The organism is Haloferax litoreum (assembly GCF_009674605.1).
Taxonomy (GTDB): domain Archaea; phylum Halobacteriota; class Halobacteria; order Halobacteriales; family Haloferacaceae; genus Haloferax; species Haloferax litoreum.
In genome coordinates, this window is record NZ_WKJO01000001.1 from 2636962 (window position 1) to 2650952 (window position 13991).

Genomic DNA, 13991 nt, shown 5'->3' on the forward strand with positions numbered 1-13991 from the left:
GTACAAATGAAGCCACAGTTTAGCGGTATTTCTATGTTCAATCTATAACTTATGAGTATCCAATCGCGATATGGTATTGTACGGTGTTCCCAAAAGCGTTATATCCTCTCTCCGGTTAGCCAGCAGTGTACAGGAAAGCATGATTCGTACAATATCAGTTGGGCGCCCCACGGGGTGCTGGTAAGATGTTCGGAATCGAAAATCTAACTGGGAGTACCCAGGCAGCAGCACTCGTCGGAATCGTTCTCGTCGAGGCCATGGTGCTGTACGTCGGATACGGCGCACTAGAGAGCGTCCTCGGCTCTACCGTGTTGAAACTCCTCGGGGGTGAATGACCATGATGGAGATTTTCGGAATCTCGGCCGCCATGTTGGTGATGTTCGCCGGATTCGGCCTCCTCATCGGCATCCTCTTCGGCTTCTTCGGGATGGGCGGGTCGTTCCTCGTCACGCCCGCGCTCCTCGTGATGGGTTACCCATCGCGCGTGGCCGTCGGTTCTGGTCTCGCGTTCGTCTTCGGTACCTCTGTCATCGCGACGCTCAAGCACCGTGACCTCGGCCAAGTCGACTACAAACTCGGTGTCTCGATGATTATCGGGACCACCGTCGGGTTGGAAGTCGGCAAGGAAATCGTCCTCCACCTCGAAGAACTCGGTCTCGCCGGCAACATTATCAGCATCACGTACGTGCTGTTGCTCGGTGGTATCGGCGCGTTCGTCACCTACGAGGCACTGAAAGGTGGCGGCGACGGCGGCGTCAGCCACGATGTCGACGAAGACGCCGAAATCAACGCCGACGACATTCCCGAGATAGCAAAGAAGATTCAGAGCTACTCGCTCCCGCCGATGATTACCCTGCGCGGGGGCATTCAGGTCTCGCTCTGGATGGTCCTGCTCGTCGCCTTCGCGACGGGTCTTCTCTCGGGCTTCCTCGGCGTCGGTGGCGGCTTCATCCGCATGCCTGCGCTGTTCTACCTCATTGGCGTGCCCGTTCCGATTGCGGTTGGGACTGACCTGTTCGAGATTATGTTCTCTGGCGGTATCGGGTCGTTCCTCTACGCGCAGTCCGGCGGTGTCGACCTCTCTATCGTCGCTCCCCTCCTCGCTGGCTCCGCGCTCGGTGCCCGCGTTGGTTCCGCGGCGACGTCCATCGTCAACGAGGACGAAATCAAGATTTACTTCGGCCTGATGCTGCTCCTCGGCGCCCTCGCAGTCGCCGTCCGGCAGGCCGGTAACTACCTCGGGATGGGTGTTCTCGACTACGTCAGCCTCGCGCTGATTCTCGGGTCTGCGCTCATGGTCGCCGGCGCTGTCGTCTACAGTGCCCTCAAGTCCATGCGCGCTCGCACGACTGGCGCAACATCCACCGCCGACTAACCCGAGCACCACACGCTAACTATCCGCGGTTCGACCTCGTTTTTTGGCTCGGTGTTGTACAAAGCATACAAACCCTTTTGAGTGCTGACCACGTAGCGCGACGTGATAATGGCTAGCTCGATGGTCGAATATCTGCAATCCGACATGCAGTGTGAGGGGCTCCTCGAGTGTCTCCACGGACTCAAGCAGCTCGACCGACGGTGCTTCGAGGTTCTCGTCGATACAGAGGACCCCATGACCGTCGACGAGGTTGCGGAGGCCGTAGAGCGCGAACGCTCGACCGCATACCGCTCCATCCAGCGTCTTCTGCAGGCTGGACTCATCAAGAAAGAACAGGTCAACTACGAACACGGCGGGTACTACCACGTGTACCTCCCGACGGACCCCAACGAAGTCGCAGACGAGATGCAGCGGATGCTCAACGACTGGTACGCTCAGATGGGCACGCTCATCCAGGAGTTCCGCGACAAGTACGACGAGAAAATCATCACCGCCGAGTGAGGAAACTCACCCGACTGCGTGCCGCCACCAAGCGGACATTCTTCTATCCCAAACTGATTAGGCTCTGCGTTCAACCGCTATCAGCCCGTAGCTTTTTCTACGACCCCTCTATGTCGAAGAGTAAAAGCAGTCCCCGAAACAACGAGTTCGTCGAAGAGTGCCCCTCGTGTGAGACTCGGACGTCACACGACGTCTCGATAGAGATCAAGACCGAGAGCCGGAAACGTGAGAACCGCCAGTTCTCGCGCGAACCCTACCGAGTCACGCAGTGCACTCGCTGCGGTGACAAGCGGTCTCAGCGTATGAACGACGCGTGACCACACCGTTCGTCACGACACCAACCACGTCGGTTCGGTACCGAGGGACACCCCGTTCGTCCACGCCCTGCACCCAGAGATGACACATGCACCATCGACCGACCCGCCGACCATCCTCCTCGTCGACGACGAGGTAGCCCTCGCTGACAGTCTCGCACTGTGGCTCGAACGACAGTACGAGGTTCGGGTCGCCTACTCCGGGCGAGAGGCCCTCCAGGCGTTCGACGACGACGTAGACGTCGTCTTCCTCGACCGGAACTTACCGGGCCTCCCAGGTGAGACTGTCCTGCAGGAGGTACGACGCCAATCCACCTCCGACACGCCGGCAGTCGTCATGCTGAGTGCGACACCGAGCGACGAACTCTCTGACCTCCCCGCTGACGACGTCCTCACGAAACCGGTCACGAAGGCAGATATCTTCGACGCAGTCGCTCGCTTTACGGCCGACACACAGGAAGTTCCCGTCGAGTAACTCGTCAGTCGTCCGCTGGCGCAGGATTCAGTTCTTCGAAGTACGCCTCGATGAGTTTTCGCTCTGCGGACCGGAGGTGTTCGTGGAGCGTCGGCGGCGAGATACCGAGTGAGTCTGCGACTTCTTCGGCCGTACTCCCTCGCGGCCACTCGAAGTACCCCGAGACGAAGGACGTTTCGAGGACCGTCTTCTGCCGGGCGGTCAACTTTGCGTCGAGTTCGTGGCGGAACGACTCCGTCGATTGTGTCGACTGTTCTACCTCGCGTTTGGCGACGACGGAGACGCCGGGTTCTGACCCGGACACCGCGTCGACGATTGCCCCGTGGTCGGCGTCTGCCGCGACGTGAAGCGCGAGACTGCCGCTTCCCTCCGAGAGTTCGAGTGCCTCGATACTCGCGCCGTGGTCGATAGCCGTGAGGAGGACCGACGACTCGTCGAGTCGAATCTCCAAGACCGACCCGTCGGGTGCGTCGGTGACGACGCGAACGGTCGTGATTCGGTCGGAAGCGACTGCCGCCTCCACGAGGTCACTTCCCGGCACGCCTTCGACGGTGACGAAGCAGGTGATACCGTCGTCGACTTGGGCGACACCGTTCAACGAGAGGTCACACCCGATTTCTGCACTGAGAACAGTGAGTGCGTCGGCGTCCACTTCGAGACGGAATTCGAGTTCGACGACGCTGTCGCCGTTGAGGAGGCGCTTACTCTGTGCGGCGTTGATACCGTTTCCGACCGTGGCACCGAGGTCCGAGAACAGCCCTGCTGACTCCTCGTCGAACTCGCCCCGTTCGTCGAAGACGGTGAGCGCACCGTAGACCGTTCCTTGATAGGAGATGGGGACACACAGCCCAGACACGTCGTCGAACTCCGCTGCTCGTTCACCGAACACCGCATCCCGGTGGTCGGCCGAGATATCGTCGAAGACGTACACCTCGTCGGGGTCGTTGGGGTCGAACACGTCGTCGACGACGCTGTGGTCGACGTCCGTGGGTTCGCAGTCGAGACCGGTCTGGGCAGTACACCGAAGTACACCGGCCGCAGTCCGGCGGAGGACGTAGGCGGCCTCGTGGGCGTCGGCGACGGCGTCGCAGACGGTCTGTTCTATCTCGTCTCGCGTCCGCGCGTCGATGAGCGCCCGGTCGACGTCGCGGATGAGGTCGTTGACGCGGTTCAGCCGGTCGAGTTGCCGTTCACGATTCTGGATTGCGGCCTCGTGTTCCGCGCGAACCGCGCCGAGTCGGCTACGCAATTCGTCGAGCGCCTCCGGTTCGCGGAGTTCGTCGACTTCACGGCTGTCGAGGACTTCTTCGGTCGATTCGAGCGCGAAGTACTCGCGGACTTCCGATTCGAAACTCGACCGGAAGAGGAGTTCCTCGACGGTCTCTTTGACCTCCGTCTCGGTGACGGGCTTGACGAGGTACGCGTCGAACGGCATGTCCACGATGTCCGTGTCCGGTTCGACGGCGGTCATCATCGCCACACGGCAGTCGATATCGCGCGCGCGAATCTCGTCGAGGACGTCGTCACCGGAGATAGTGGGCATCCGGCGGTCGAGAAGGACGACGTCGACACTGTCGTCGATGCGGTCGAGTGCCGCTTCGCCGCCGTAGGCTGTCTCGACCGAGAATCGTTCGCCGTCGAGCCAGTATCGACAGGTGTCTGCGAGGTCCTCGTCGTCGTCGACGACGAGAACAGTCTGCTCGGCAACCCGTTGGTCTGGGTGCCCCCCGGCCGAGCGTTCGGTGACCATCGTATCGAACACACAGTACCATTGGACAGATATATATCTGCCCATCGGGTGAGGTGGAATTTAGGTCCCGTAGAGTCCCGATTTCTCCGTCGCAGACCGTCTCGGTCGCACCTCACAGAACGTCGCCAACCGACGACTACGACCGGGCGCTCACGCCTGCGGGAACGTCACGACGAACGTCGACCCAGTCGGGTGGTTGTCTTCGATACGAACCTCGCCGCCGTAACTCTCGACTATCTCGCGGACGAGGAACAGACCGAACCCGTTTCCGGGGTCCGAGAGGTCTTCGATTCGCTGGTCGACGATGCGGCGTTTCTCTTCGTCCGGGATACCGGGGCCGTTGTCGGACACGCGGAGTTCGACGAACTCGTCGGCGGCGGCAACGTCCACGTGGACTTCGGGCACGGCTTTGTCGTTGTGCTGGACGGCGTTCTTCAGCAGGTGCTCGACGACATCGTCGAGCAGTTCGTCGGCGAGGACGGTGGTTCCGATAACGCACTCGACGGTGACGTCCACCTCGGTGCCCCCCGCTCCGAGTTCTGCAACAGTATCGTCGATTGCGTCGTCCAGTGACCGCGGTTCGAACTCGTGAGACTCTCGCTCGACGATGACCTTCATGAAGGTCCGCATCGTTCGGACGAGGTCAGTCATCTCGTCGACGCGGTTCCGTATCGTTCGGAGGTGTGACTCGCCCTCCGGTTCGACGAAGTCACCGACGATGTCCGAGCGTGCGCCGACCACGTTGAGACCGTTGAGGAGGTTGTGGCGGATGATTCGGTTCACGAACTCTAGTCGCTCTCGTTCCCGCCGTAGGTCGTGTTCGCGTTCCTTCCGGTCGGTGATATCGTGGCCTTCGGGGACGACGAGAACGACTTCCTCTCCGTCATCGTCGAAGACCGGTGTCACGGAGAAGTCGATGGTCGACTCGGGTCTCTCTGGGTCGTCGCCGATGTCGACTTCGTACCTGACGAACTCGCCGTCTGCGGCCCGCGAGATAGCATCTTTGAGCGCCGCGATGCGGTCCTCGTCACCGCGCCACCACAACGTCTCCCACGCGGGGCGTCCGACGACCGACTCACGGTCGGCGTCGGCGAACGCCAGTGCGGCGTCGTTCACCCTGAGAACCGTCCCGTCAGGGTCGAGAAGTCCCATGTACTGGAACGTGCTGTTGAACACGGCGTTCAGTTGTCGCTCACGCTCTTTTCGCTCAGTCATGTCGCGAGTCACCTTCGCGAACCCGCGAATTTCCCCGTCGCCGTCGGTCAGTGCGGTGATGACGACTGATGCCCAGAACGTCGACCCATCGGCACGGACTCGCCACCCTTCGTCTTCGACGCGCCCGTCACGTCTGGCCGCATCGAGGAGACAGTTCGGTACTCCTTCCGTGCGGTCTTCGCCTGTGTAGAAGGTTCGAACGTGCTCGCCGAGAATCTCGTCCGTGGTGTACCCCTTGATGGCCTCGGCACCCCGGTTCCAACTCGCAACGTGGCCGTCGGCATCGAGGCGGAAGATGGCGTACTCCTCGATGTCGGCGACGATGCGCGAAAACGCGGCCTCACGGCGTTCGAGTTCGCGCTCCCGTTCGCGTCTCGCGTGCGAGTCGATTCCGTGCGCGACGACGTGTCCGAGATTCCAGATGGGCTCTGCTAACTCGTCTGTGAACGCTCCCTCGTGGTCGGCGTACATGGTGAGGACGCCGTACTCCTCACCGTCGTACCTGAGGGGAACAGACGCAGCAGAGCGAAACCTGCGTTCGAGTGCTGGGGCCCGATACGGCCCGAAGTCCGACTCGTCTGCGATGCTGTGTGTCGTCTGGACGGACTGCGACCGGATAGCGCGCCCGATTGGACCGTTCCCACCGGGATGTGACGCAGAAACAGAGACCTCGATTTCGTCGAGGTAGCCATCCTCCTCTCCTGCCCACGCGTTGGGGACGACTCGCCCACTCTCTCCGTCGATGGCCCCGACCCACACGAACCGAAGCGTCTCTGTCTGGACCAGTCGGTCACAGACGTGTTGTTCGATGTCTTGACGCTCCGACGCGCCCGCGATTGTCTCACTCACGTCGGCGATGACCTCGTTGAACGTCGCGAGAATGTCGAGGCGTTCTTCGAGTTCTCTCGCTGTTGACGAAGGCTCACCTGCTGGTCCGTGAGCGTCGCCGGTCATCGACTGCCGTCCCCCGAACAGGCGCGCCTCTGTGGGTGCATATATCCCGACTCGTTCGCCCACCGACTTGTGCGTTTCCCGGTCCAGCCTGACCGTCCCTAATCACGTAGGGCCGTGAGTTAGTATCGTCGCATCCCTTCTCGTATATGGCCACAGTGACCTGCCCGGGTCACTCGTCGTGCCCGCACGTCCCTCTGTACGGCGGACATCATCCGACCCCCCCCTCTCCGCCCTGGGGGACGTGTCCCTGCCCAAACCCCAACTCCCTTTGGTGAACTCACCCGACGAGCGAGACGCCTACGCCTCGAACACACCGACCACCGTGACAATCGTGTCCGATGTTCGGACTTTCATTCATGTTCGGAGAGATTACATTCATTTCTAGGTGAGTCAGATACAAGACCTAAATCATACTTTACCGCTTATTTTACGCCTGATAAGCACATATGTGCAATCCATGAGAAAGAACGAGCTCATTCACTTGCACACTCTGCTCGTCGAAATCGCTGGGGACTTCCTCGAACGAGGGGTCACCACACCCGACGACCTCGAACCGTACCACCGTCTCGAAATCGGGCCGATGGCACTTCGGTCCTGTCGAGACGACCACGAAACCGCAGTCAGAACACTTTCGACCACACTCGCCGTCTGTGCCGCCCGTGACCTCGGCCGCGACACCGACGTGGTCCCCGGACAGCACCTCCTTCACCCCCACGAAGGACCCGAACAGTCGGATACCGACCAGCGCGTCCGTTCTCACTGAGTTCTTCTCTCTGCGGTCACTCGAATCGAGAGCGGTGGCACTGCGTGACGAGAGGACCTAAGACACCCCGGTGAGACGCCCCGGTATGCGACTCGAAGATTACTGGGGGGTCGGCCCGAAGACGTCGACCCGGCTGGAATCGGCACTCGGCAGGGAGGGCGCGGTTGCCGCCATCGAGTCGGCCGACGTGCGAGCACTCGTCGATGCGGGCGTCACCCGTGGACGCGCCGTCCGAATCCTCCGGCGCGCCGATGGAAACAGCGGCATCGATACACTCGCCACCCGCGACGCGAGGGACGTGTACGACGACCTGTTGACCCTCGCGAGCGATTGCGCCCTGACGGAACACGCCGCAGACCGAATTCGGGTGTTGACGCCGCTTCCGACCACCGAGGCTCGCCGCGCCCGACTCGAACGCGTTCTCGCCGCGAGCGAAGCGTGGGACGCGCTTTCTGACGACGCCCGTGAAGCAGTCGAGGCGGCGTTCGAGGCCTACGACGACGAGGGCGAAACCGAACGGGCCGCCGTTCGCGCCGCACTCGAACTCCGAGACGCCGGTCTCCGCGGTGAGACGTTCGACGCACTCGACGAAGCAGACCCCGACGCACTCCGAGACGCCCTCGGTGCACTGGGGTACGTCGACCCCGATGGGTCGGTCGCTCCCGGTGCCGACGAACGACTCGACCGGATGCGCGCCCGACTCGACGCGGTCGAAGAACTCGAATCCAACGCGTTCGACGTATTGGAGACCATCCAACAACGCGGCGTGCGGTCGTTGGACGACTTCCGCGCCGCATTCGTCGAGTACGTCGCACACGAGACGGACCTCGCGCGCGGCGAAGTCGAATCGGCCGCCGCAGACGATGCCCGCGACGCGACCGACTTCGTGAGTTCGTCGCTTCGGTCGCTCGTCTCCGACCTCGCAGCGGACGCCGAGGAACGAGAGGAAGTCGTCGCCGAGGAACTTCGTGACCGAATCTGGGCCGCCCGCGACGACGTGGATATCGCCGTCGACGCAGTCGACGAGGTTGCTCTCTCGCTGTCGCTCGCACGGTTCGCCGTCGAGTACGACCTGACGAACCCCGTCGTCACCGAGACTGGCCTCTCGGTCTGTGGCGCGCGCAACCTCTTTCTCGACGACCCGCAACCCGTCTCGTACGCCGTCGGGGACCACGAACTCTCGTGTTCGTCCGGGCCGGTTCCCCCGTCAGGCGACCGCGTCGCCGTTCTCACGGGGGCGAACAGCGGTGGGAAGACGACACTCTTGGAGACTCTTTCGCAGGTCGCTATCCTCGCGTCGATGGGGCTGCCGGTCCCGGCCGAGTCTGCGCTCGTCGGTCGATTCGACTCCGTCGTGTTTCACCGCCGCCACGCGAGTTTCAACGCGGGCGTCCTCGAATCGACGCTCAAATCTATCGTCCCGCCACTGTCGGACGAGGGACGGACGCTCATGCTCGTCGACGAGTTCGAGGCTATCACCGAACCCGGCCGCGCGGCGGACCTGCTCAACGGACTGGTGAACCTCACCGTCGAACGCGACGCCTTCGGCGTCTACGTCACCCACCTCGCGGACGAACTGAGTCCGCTCCCACCCGAGGCGCGCATCGACGGCATCTTCGCCGAGGGGTTAACCGACGAGTTGGACCTCCGCGTCGACTACCAACCGCGGTTCGGAACCGTCGGCAAGTCCACGCCGGAGTTCATCGTCTCTCGATTGGTCGCGAACGCGCGTGACCGCGCCGAGCGTGCTGGATTCGAGGCACTGGCGGCAGTAGTCGGAGAAGAAGCGGTTCAAAAGACACTCTCCGACGCTGAGTACGTCGGATGAGCGAGTACGAGAGACGTTCGTGGTGACCGTCGCGTGCGTCGGTTATCGCATCTCGTCGAGCGCGACGAACGCTTCGACGTCGGCGGTCAACCACGCCTCCATCTGGTTACAGCAACTGTCGCGCCGGGGGTAGATTGTGACCTGGTCAGCGCTTCCTCGATACGATACGACGACGCTATGGAGGAAGCACTCACCGGTCGAGTCCGAACCGGAGCGGTCTGTCGTCCCTGCAACCGAATCCTGAGAGGCGGGTACTTCGGACATTCGCCGTCACGTGTACAGAGGAGACGGTCCGTACATAACCTTCACTAAGTGTGGTAAGCATTGACAATATCAGAAGGGACCAGCACGTTCCCGAGGGGGGAAGTGTGCTGTGATACATAGCCACGCCACACGTTCACGTGGCCTGCCGCGTCTCACAACCGTCTGCGGGGGTGTCCAGACTCGCCGGGAGAGAATATGTGGGGCGACTTCTGCCGGCTGAGACGACTTGAAGTGCCCTGACCCGCCATCTGCGTGTCGATGGTTGACCCGACGTCCGACTTAGAAGAGAACGTAGACCCCGAAGACGCGCCGACCTGTGCGACGTGTGGCGACCCAATCGTGAACGTCCCGACACACCGCGTCGTCACCTGGGTCGACGACGACGGTGCCGTCCAGTACCGACACTTCTGTGACGACGAGTGTCGGGCAGACTGGGACGACGAGGGATAAACGGACTAGTCGACGAACGACCAGAACTGGTCGAGGCCGAACCCGAGCATGTCTGGACTGACTGGCCTGAACTCGTCTCGTTCTTGTGCGGGGAGATAGTCGCGGACGCCGTTCCACGAGTCTCGCGCGTAGCGGGCGTCGACGAAGACGCGAACGCCTACTTCGTCGGTGCCGCGGATGACGCGCCCGATTGCCTGTCGCGCCTTTCGGACTGCGGGCACGGTCAGCGCTGTCTCGAACCCATCTCCGAACTCTTTGTCGTAGGCCGTCTTCACCGCCCGCGTTCGCGGCGACGACGTGTTGATGAGTGGGACGCCACAGACGACTGCTGCCGAGAGTTTGTCACCGCTGTAGTCGACACCTTCGGTGAGTGTCCCGCGGAGACTCGTGACGAGGACTTTCCCCGTTCCGCCGAAGAAGTCCCGCTTGAGGTCTTCTGTCGCCCCGTCGTCGGACGCCTCGTCGAGGAGGACGGGCTTGTCGACCCGTTCTTCGAGGACGCTCGCCATCCACTCTGCCTCGGCGTAGTTCGGCATGCCCACGAGGACGTTTCCGGGCGACCGCTGGCAGACTTCGGTAGCGGCGTCGGTGTACGCGAGACGCGTCTCGTTCTCCTCGCCCGGCGGACCGCGGTTGCTGTGGGTGAACTTCGGCACGTCGACGGCGAAACTCGCGCGGTTCGACTCGGGGAACCCGAGGCCGAAGGTCCGTTCGGCAATCGGTCGTCCGTCGTCGGCCAGGGCGTCGAGGCCGGTCACGCGGCGGAACACGTCGATGGGTTCGAGCGTCGCACTCATCAGGACGCCGCCGCCGAAGTCGCCCAGTCGTTCGGCGATGGCCTCACCGGGGACGCAGTTGTGGACCGAGAGGCGGGCGTTGTAGGCGCGCCGCCACGACTCGGGGGGTTCCATCTCGTCCCACGTCCGTTCGAGGTCGATGGCGCGGAAGTGCTTCTCGTGGTCGGCGTAGGCCCACGTCGCGAGAGCACGACCCGCGGCGGGTGCCGCACGCCGTTTGTCGTCTTCTTCGACTGAGTTGAGGATGTGCGCGACGGCCGACCCGGTCGCTTCGGCGCGCACCCACGTTCCTTCGTCGTACCCGGCCGACTCGGCCCACTCGGTGAGTTCGTCGACAGCGGGTTCTTCGGGGTCGCGTAGTGGTATCTCTTCGTCTGCGAGTTCGGTCAGGTCGGCGCGCCACCCGACATACTCCGTGTCGAGGTGCGCCGTCACGCGCCGGTCGAGTTCCTCGCGCAGGTCGCGGATGAAGTCGCGCGTCTCTTTGAGTTCGCGCAGGGTCACGTCTGCCTCTTTCAACTCGCCGCGGACGAGGTCGGCGTCTGCGGTCGATTTGCCTGCGTCGTCGAACTCGACAGGTTGGATGACGCGCGTGAATTCACTCTCGGCGTCGCGGAGCGTTCGGTCGCCGACGCCGACGGAGACGAGGTCTCGGACGCGCGGTTCGAGCATGTGTGCCTCGTCGCAGATGACGAACGTCGAGTCGTCCACGAGTGCGCCGGTGAACGTGCCGACAGTCGTCGGGTCGAACGCGTGGTAGTAGTTGCCGACGACGACTTCGAGGTGGGGCAACAGTGCGCCCATCACGGAGTGCGGACACGACCCTGCACCGGCGGCGAGCGAGACGAGGTCCTCGGGCGTGATGAGACCCTTGTCGTCGAACTCGAATGGGACCGCCTCGATTGGGTCGCCGTCGTCCGGAAGGTCAGCGAGGAAGTTCGCGTAGAAGGGGCAATACTCCACGTCCTCGTACTCGGGCATCGACTTCGGGTAGGGTGTCGGTTCGTCCGCCGTTTCGAGGTACGATGGGCCGGCAGTGGTCGCGCCCGTGTCGAGGAGGCCGGTCTGTTGCTCGCGTGCATCTTTTGCCAGTGCCTCGGCGCTCGTTCGTCCACCGTCGCCGACGAGGCCGCGCGTTCGGTCGCGGAGGCCTTCACAGCGGTCGTAGACACTCGACTCGTCGATGCCACCACAGCGCTCTCTGCTGTACGGACAGACGTCTGCTTTCCCGACGAGGGTGAGTCCGGAGACCGGTTTCCACTCGGTCGGGAGGTTCTCGTTGATGGTTCGGAGGTCCGCTTCGAACTGCCGGAGTTGCTGCTTGACGCTCGTCAGCACGAACACCCGTTCGTAGTCGGAGTCGGGGTCGCGGACGAGTTCGATGCCGGCGGTGAGTGCGAGCATCGTCTTGCCAGTCCCGCACGCGCCTTCGACGACGGCGAACCCGTCGTCTCGGGCGGTCGCTATCGCAGTCTCGATTCCGTCGGCTTGCTCCGGGTACGCCTCCGGGTGGCCGAACACCTCCTGCCAGGTCACGCTCTCAGGTCCAGTTGCGACGGCCATAGGGGTGTCGGTGACTGGCCGCGAATTGGTACTTGAACCTTCGCAGGAATTGGTGGCGCGTACCGCCGTCTCACTCCAGGAACGAGGAGATGGCGTCTGTGAAGTCTTCGCGGTTGTCCTCGTTGCCGCCGACACAGACGACGAGGGGACCATCGGTGGGTGCGTAGACTTTCATCTCGCGGCCCTTCTCGGAGTAGCGCGTCCCCGCGACGCGGGCTAACTCTGCGTCCTGAAGGTTGCCGAGGTGGTGCCTGACGTTTTGAATCGACGTCTCGACCACCTCGGCGAGTTCTTTCGCGGTTGCGGGCGAGTCGTGGAGGCTGGAGAGAATGTCGCGGGCCGTACTCGACGAGAGACTCCCGATGAGTTGCTCCGTCTCGTCGTCGTCGAGCCAGTGGACACGAGGTGTCCCTTCCCCACCGGTATCGACGTTCCCCTCGGACGGTAGCAACCCTGACATGATACGGACAATCAGGTGAAGTAAGTAAACCGTTTCGGACGGTCACACGGTGGCGTCGTCGTGACGCGAAATCCCCGGAAGTCGGTCGATTGCGTACAGGAGTGCGAGCGCCGCCACGACGACGAGCAGACTCGCTGCGAGCGTCCGAAAGACCAGTTCGAACCCGACGTTCGCCTCCGTCAGGAAGCCGACGGCACCGCTCCCGTTGGCTTCGAGGAGAAGGGCAGCACCGCTGAAGACGGCGTAGGCGCTCCCGCGAGCGTCGCTCGGGAGCGACGAGAGCATGAACGTGTCCAGCGCGGGGAACAGGCTGTGGACGACGTATCCCAAGAGTGCGACGACGACGGCGACGGTGAGGAACCCCTGGGCGAACGTCAGCGCGAACAGCATCCCCGTGAACGCGACGAGCAGGGCGAAGATGTAGGGGACGTGCGGAAGTTTGTCCGCGAGACGACCCGACAGCGAGAACGCCGGAACGCCCGCCGCGAACACGATAGTGAGCATCGTACTCGCCACGGCCGGACTGAACCCCTTCGCCTGCGTCATGTACGAGACGAGGAAGTTGAACAACCCTTGCCAGATGAACCCCGCGGGTGCGATGAGGAGGATGCCAGTGAGGATAATCTTCCAGTGGCCGAGTGCGGCCGAGAAGTCTCGGTCTGCGCCGGTTCCCGTCTCCGTACTCCCGTCGCGGGAGACGACGTAGAGCGTGACGGTGATGATGGCGGCGGCCACCGCCAGCGCCCAGAACGTCTCGCGCCACGAGAACGCGGCGAGGATGGCGACGACGACGGGCGCGGCGACGACGGCGGCGACTTGACTGGCCGCACCGTGGATACCGACCATCCGGCCGACGCGTTCGGGGAACAGTTCGCCGACGAGGGGGACGGCGGAGACGAAGTACGCACCGGACGCGAGTCCGAGGCCGAACGCACCGATTTGGAGCGTCAGAATCGACGTAGCACTCGCGGTGAACGCCGCCGCCGCGACGAGCAGCGTCCCCGCACCGAGGACGACGCGGTCACGTGGGACGCGCGTGAGCAAGTACCCAATCGGGATGCGCGGAAGCGCCGTCCCCAACCAGACGAGACTCGTCACGACACCGATGGTCGCGGGGCCGACGCCGAACTGCGCCTGCAACGTCTCGACGAGTGGTGGAAACGCGACGCGACCGAAGTTGACGAGGAAGACGAGTCCGCAGAGGGTTCCGAAGAGACGACGGGTCACTGACGCCTGTTCTGTCGGCCGCGAGTCAAACGTTGCGGAAGCGTCCTGTGACGAG

At 63.0% G+C, this 13991-nt stretch carries 14 protein-coding genes; 8 read left to right on the forward strand and 6 right to left on the reverse strand.

From position 1 onward, the window contains the following. The first annotated feature begins 185 nt into the window (after positions 1–185). The 5 genes from GJR96_RS18175 to GJR96_RS13580 all read left to right on the forward strand — a co-directional run bounded on the left by GJR96_RS18175 (position 186) and on the right by GJR96_RS13580 (position 2665). Complete coding sequence (locus GJR96_RS18175; protein ID WP_191965866.1) at positions 186–335, forward strand: DUF7512 family protein; 150 nt, start codon at positions 186–188, stop codon at positions 333–335. Then, a complete protein-coding gene (locus tag GJR96_RS13565) occupies positions 332–1375 on the forward strand; it encodes a sulfite exporter TauE/SafE family protein (RefSeq protein WP_191965867.1) in 1044 nt (347 codons plus the stop codon). The genes GJR96_RS18175 and GJR96_RS13565 overlap by 4 nt, the downstream gene beginning before the upstream one ends. A 120-nt stretch (positions 1376–1495) precedes the next feature. Then, positions 1496–1876, forward strand: coding sequence for a helix-turn-helix domain-containing protein (locus GJR96_RS13570; protein WP_058573804.1), 381 nt, complete (start codon positions 1496–1498; stop codon positions 1874–1876). A 110-nt stretch (positions 1877–1986) separates the two neighbouring features. After that, on the forward strand, positions 1987–2193 hold the full coding sequence (locus GJR96_RS13575; RefSeq protein ID WP_058573803.1) for a DUF7835 family putative zinc beta-ribbon protein: 207 nt from the start codon (positions 1987–1989) through the stop codon (positions 2191–2193). A gap of 79 nt (positions 2194–2272) precedes the next feature. Continuing rightward, positions 2273–2665 carry a response regulator transcription factor gene (locus tag GJR96_RS13580; protein ID WP_151163416.1) on the forward strand — a complete coding sequence of 131 codons (393 nt, stop codon included), beginning with the start codon at positions 2273–2275 and terminating at the stop codon, positions 2663–2665. A gap of 4 nt (positions 2666–2669) precedes the next feature. Here GJR96_RS13580 and GJR96_RS13585 read toward each other — a convergent pair whose 3' ends face one another. After that, a complete protein-coding gene (locus GJR96_RS13585; protein ID WP_151163417.1) occupies positions 2670–4415 on the reverse strand; it encodes a bacterio-opsin activator domain-containing protein in 1746 nt (581 codons plus the stop codon). A 150-nt stretch (positions 4416–4565) separates the two neighbouring features. Further along, on the reverse strand, positions 4566–6584 hold the full coding sequence (locus GJR96_RS13590) for a sensor histidine kinase (protein WP_151163418.1): 2019 nt from the start codon (positions 6582–6584) through the stop codon (positions 4566–4568). A 457-nt stretch (positions 6585–7041) separates the two neighbouring features. Between GJR96_RS13590 and GJR96_RS13595 the strand changes: the two genes are divergently transcribed. Beyond that, on the forward strand, positions 7042–7347 hold the full coding sequence (locus tag GJR96_RS13595) for a UPF0058 family protein (protein WP_151163419.1): 306 nt from the start codon (positions 7042–7044) through the stop codon (positions 7345–7347). 85 nt (positions 7348–7432) lie between these two features. After that, the gene (locus tag GJR96_RS13600) at positions 7433–9175 is read left to right on the forward strand and encodes a DNA mismatch repair protein (RefSeq protein ID WP_151163420.1); all 1743 of its coding nucleotides are present in this window, start codon (positions 7433–7435) and stop codon (positions 9173–9175) included. 42 nt (positions 9176–9217) lie between these two features. On the opposite strand, the gene GJR96_RS13605 is transcribed toward GJR96_RS13600, so the two are convergent. Continuing rightward, positions 9218–9439, reverse strand: coding sequence for a DUF7511 domain-containing protein (locus tag GJR96_RS13605; protein ID WP_151163421.1), 222 nt, complete (start codon positions 9437–9439; stop codon positions 9218–9220). 258 nt (positions 9440–9697) lie between these two features. On the opposite strand from GJR96_RS13605, the gene GJR96_RS13610 reads away from it, so the two are divergent. Continuing rightward, on the forward strand, positions 9698–9889 hold the full coding sequence (locus GJR96_RS13610; protein ID WP_151163422.1) for a DUF7576 family protein: 192 nt from the start codon (positions 9698–9700) through the stop codon (positions 9887–9889). A gap of 5 nt (positions 9890–9894) precedes the next feature. Here the strand turns inward: GJR96_RS13610 and GJR96_RS13615 are convergent, their stop codons facing one another. The 3 genes from GJR96_RS13615 to GJR96_RS13625 all read right to left on the reverse strand — a co-directional run bounded on the left by GJR96_RS13615 (position 9895) and on the right by GJR96_RS13625 (position 13936). Next, positions 9895–12249 carry an ATP-dependent DNA helicase gene (locus GJR96_RS13615; protein ID WP_151163423.1) on the reverse strand — a complete coding sequence of 785 codons (2355 nt, stop codon included), beginning with the start codon at positions 12247–12249 and terminating at the stop codon, positions 9895–9897. A gap of 70 nt (positions 12250–12319) precedes the next feature. Then, the gene (locus GJR96_RS13620; RefSeq protein WP_151163424.1) at positions 12320–12709 is read right to left on the reverse strand and encodes an ArsR/SmtB family transcription factor; all 390 of its coding nucleotides are present in this window, start codon (positions 12707–12709) and stop codon (positions 12320–12322) included. A 42-nt stretch (positions 12710–12751) separates the two neighbouring features. After that, positions 12752–13936: an MFS transporter gene (locus tag GJR96_RS13625; RefSeq protein ID WP_151163425.1), complete on the reverse strand. Its 1185-nt coding sequence runs from the start codon at positions 13934–13936 to the stop codon at positions 12752–12754. Between the last annotated feature and the right edge of the window lie 55 nt (positions 13937–13991).

Excerpts from the sequence above, each read along its gene's own strand:
- GJR96_RS13610 (WP_151163422.1), top strand. The coding sequence starts at position 9,698 with ATGGTTGACCCGACGTCCGACTTAGAAGAGAACGTAGACCCCGAAGAC.
- GJR96_RS13600 (WP_151163420.1), top strand. The coding sequence starts at position 7,433 with ATGCGACTCGAAGATTACTGGGGGGTCGGCCCGAAGACGTCGACCCGG.
- GJR96_RS13570 (WP_058573804.1), top strand. The coding sequence starts at position 1,496 with ATGGTCGAATATCTGCAATCCGACATGCAGTGTGAGGGGCTCCTCGAG.
- GJR96_RS13605 (WP_151163421.1), bottom strand. The coding sequence starts at position 9,439 with ATGTCCGAAGTACCCGCCTCTCAGGATTCGGTTGCAGGGACGACAGAC.
- GJR96_RS13580 (WP_151163416.1), top strand. The coding sequence starts at position 2,273 with ATGACACATGCACCATCGACCGACCCGCCGACCATCCTCCTCGTCGAC.
- GJR96_RS13585 (WP_151163417.1), bottom strand. The coding sequence starts at position 4,415 with ATGGTCACCGAACGCTCGGCCGGGGGGCACCCAGACCAACGGGTTGCC.
- GJR96_RS18175 (WP_191965866.1), top strand. The coding sequence starts at position 186 with ATGTTCGGAATCGAAAATCTAACTGGGAGTACCCAGGCAGCAGCACTC.
- GJR96_RS13620 (WP_151163424.1), bottom strand. The coding sequence starts at position 12,709 with ATGTCAGGGTTGCTACCGTCCGAGGGGAACGTCGATACCGGTGGGGAA.
- GJR96_RS13565 (WP_191965867.1), top strand. The coding sequence starts at position 332 with ATGACCATGATGGAGATTTTCGGAATCTCGGCCGCCATGTTGGTGATG.
- GJR96_RS13615 (WP_151163423.1), bottom strand. The coding sequence starts at position 12,249 with ATGGCCGTCGCAACTGGACCTGAGAGCGTGACCTGGCAGGAGGTGTTC.
- GJR96_RS13595 (WP_151163419.1), top strand. The coding sequence starts at position 7,042 with ATGAGAAAGAACGAGCTCATTCACTTGCACACTCTGCTCGTCGAAATC.
- GJR96_RS13590 (WP_151163418.1), bottom strand. The coding sequence starts at position 6,584 with ATGACCGGCGACGCTCACGGACCAGCAGGTGAGCCTTCGTCAACAGCG.
- GJR96_RS13575 (WP_058573803.1), top strand. The coding sequence starts at position 1,987 with ATGTCGAAGAGTAAAAGCAGTCCCCGAAACAACGAGTTCGTCGAAGAG.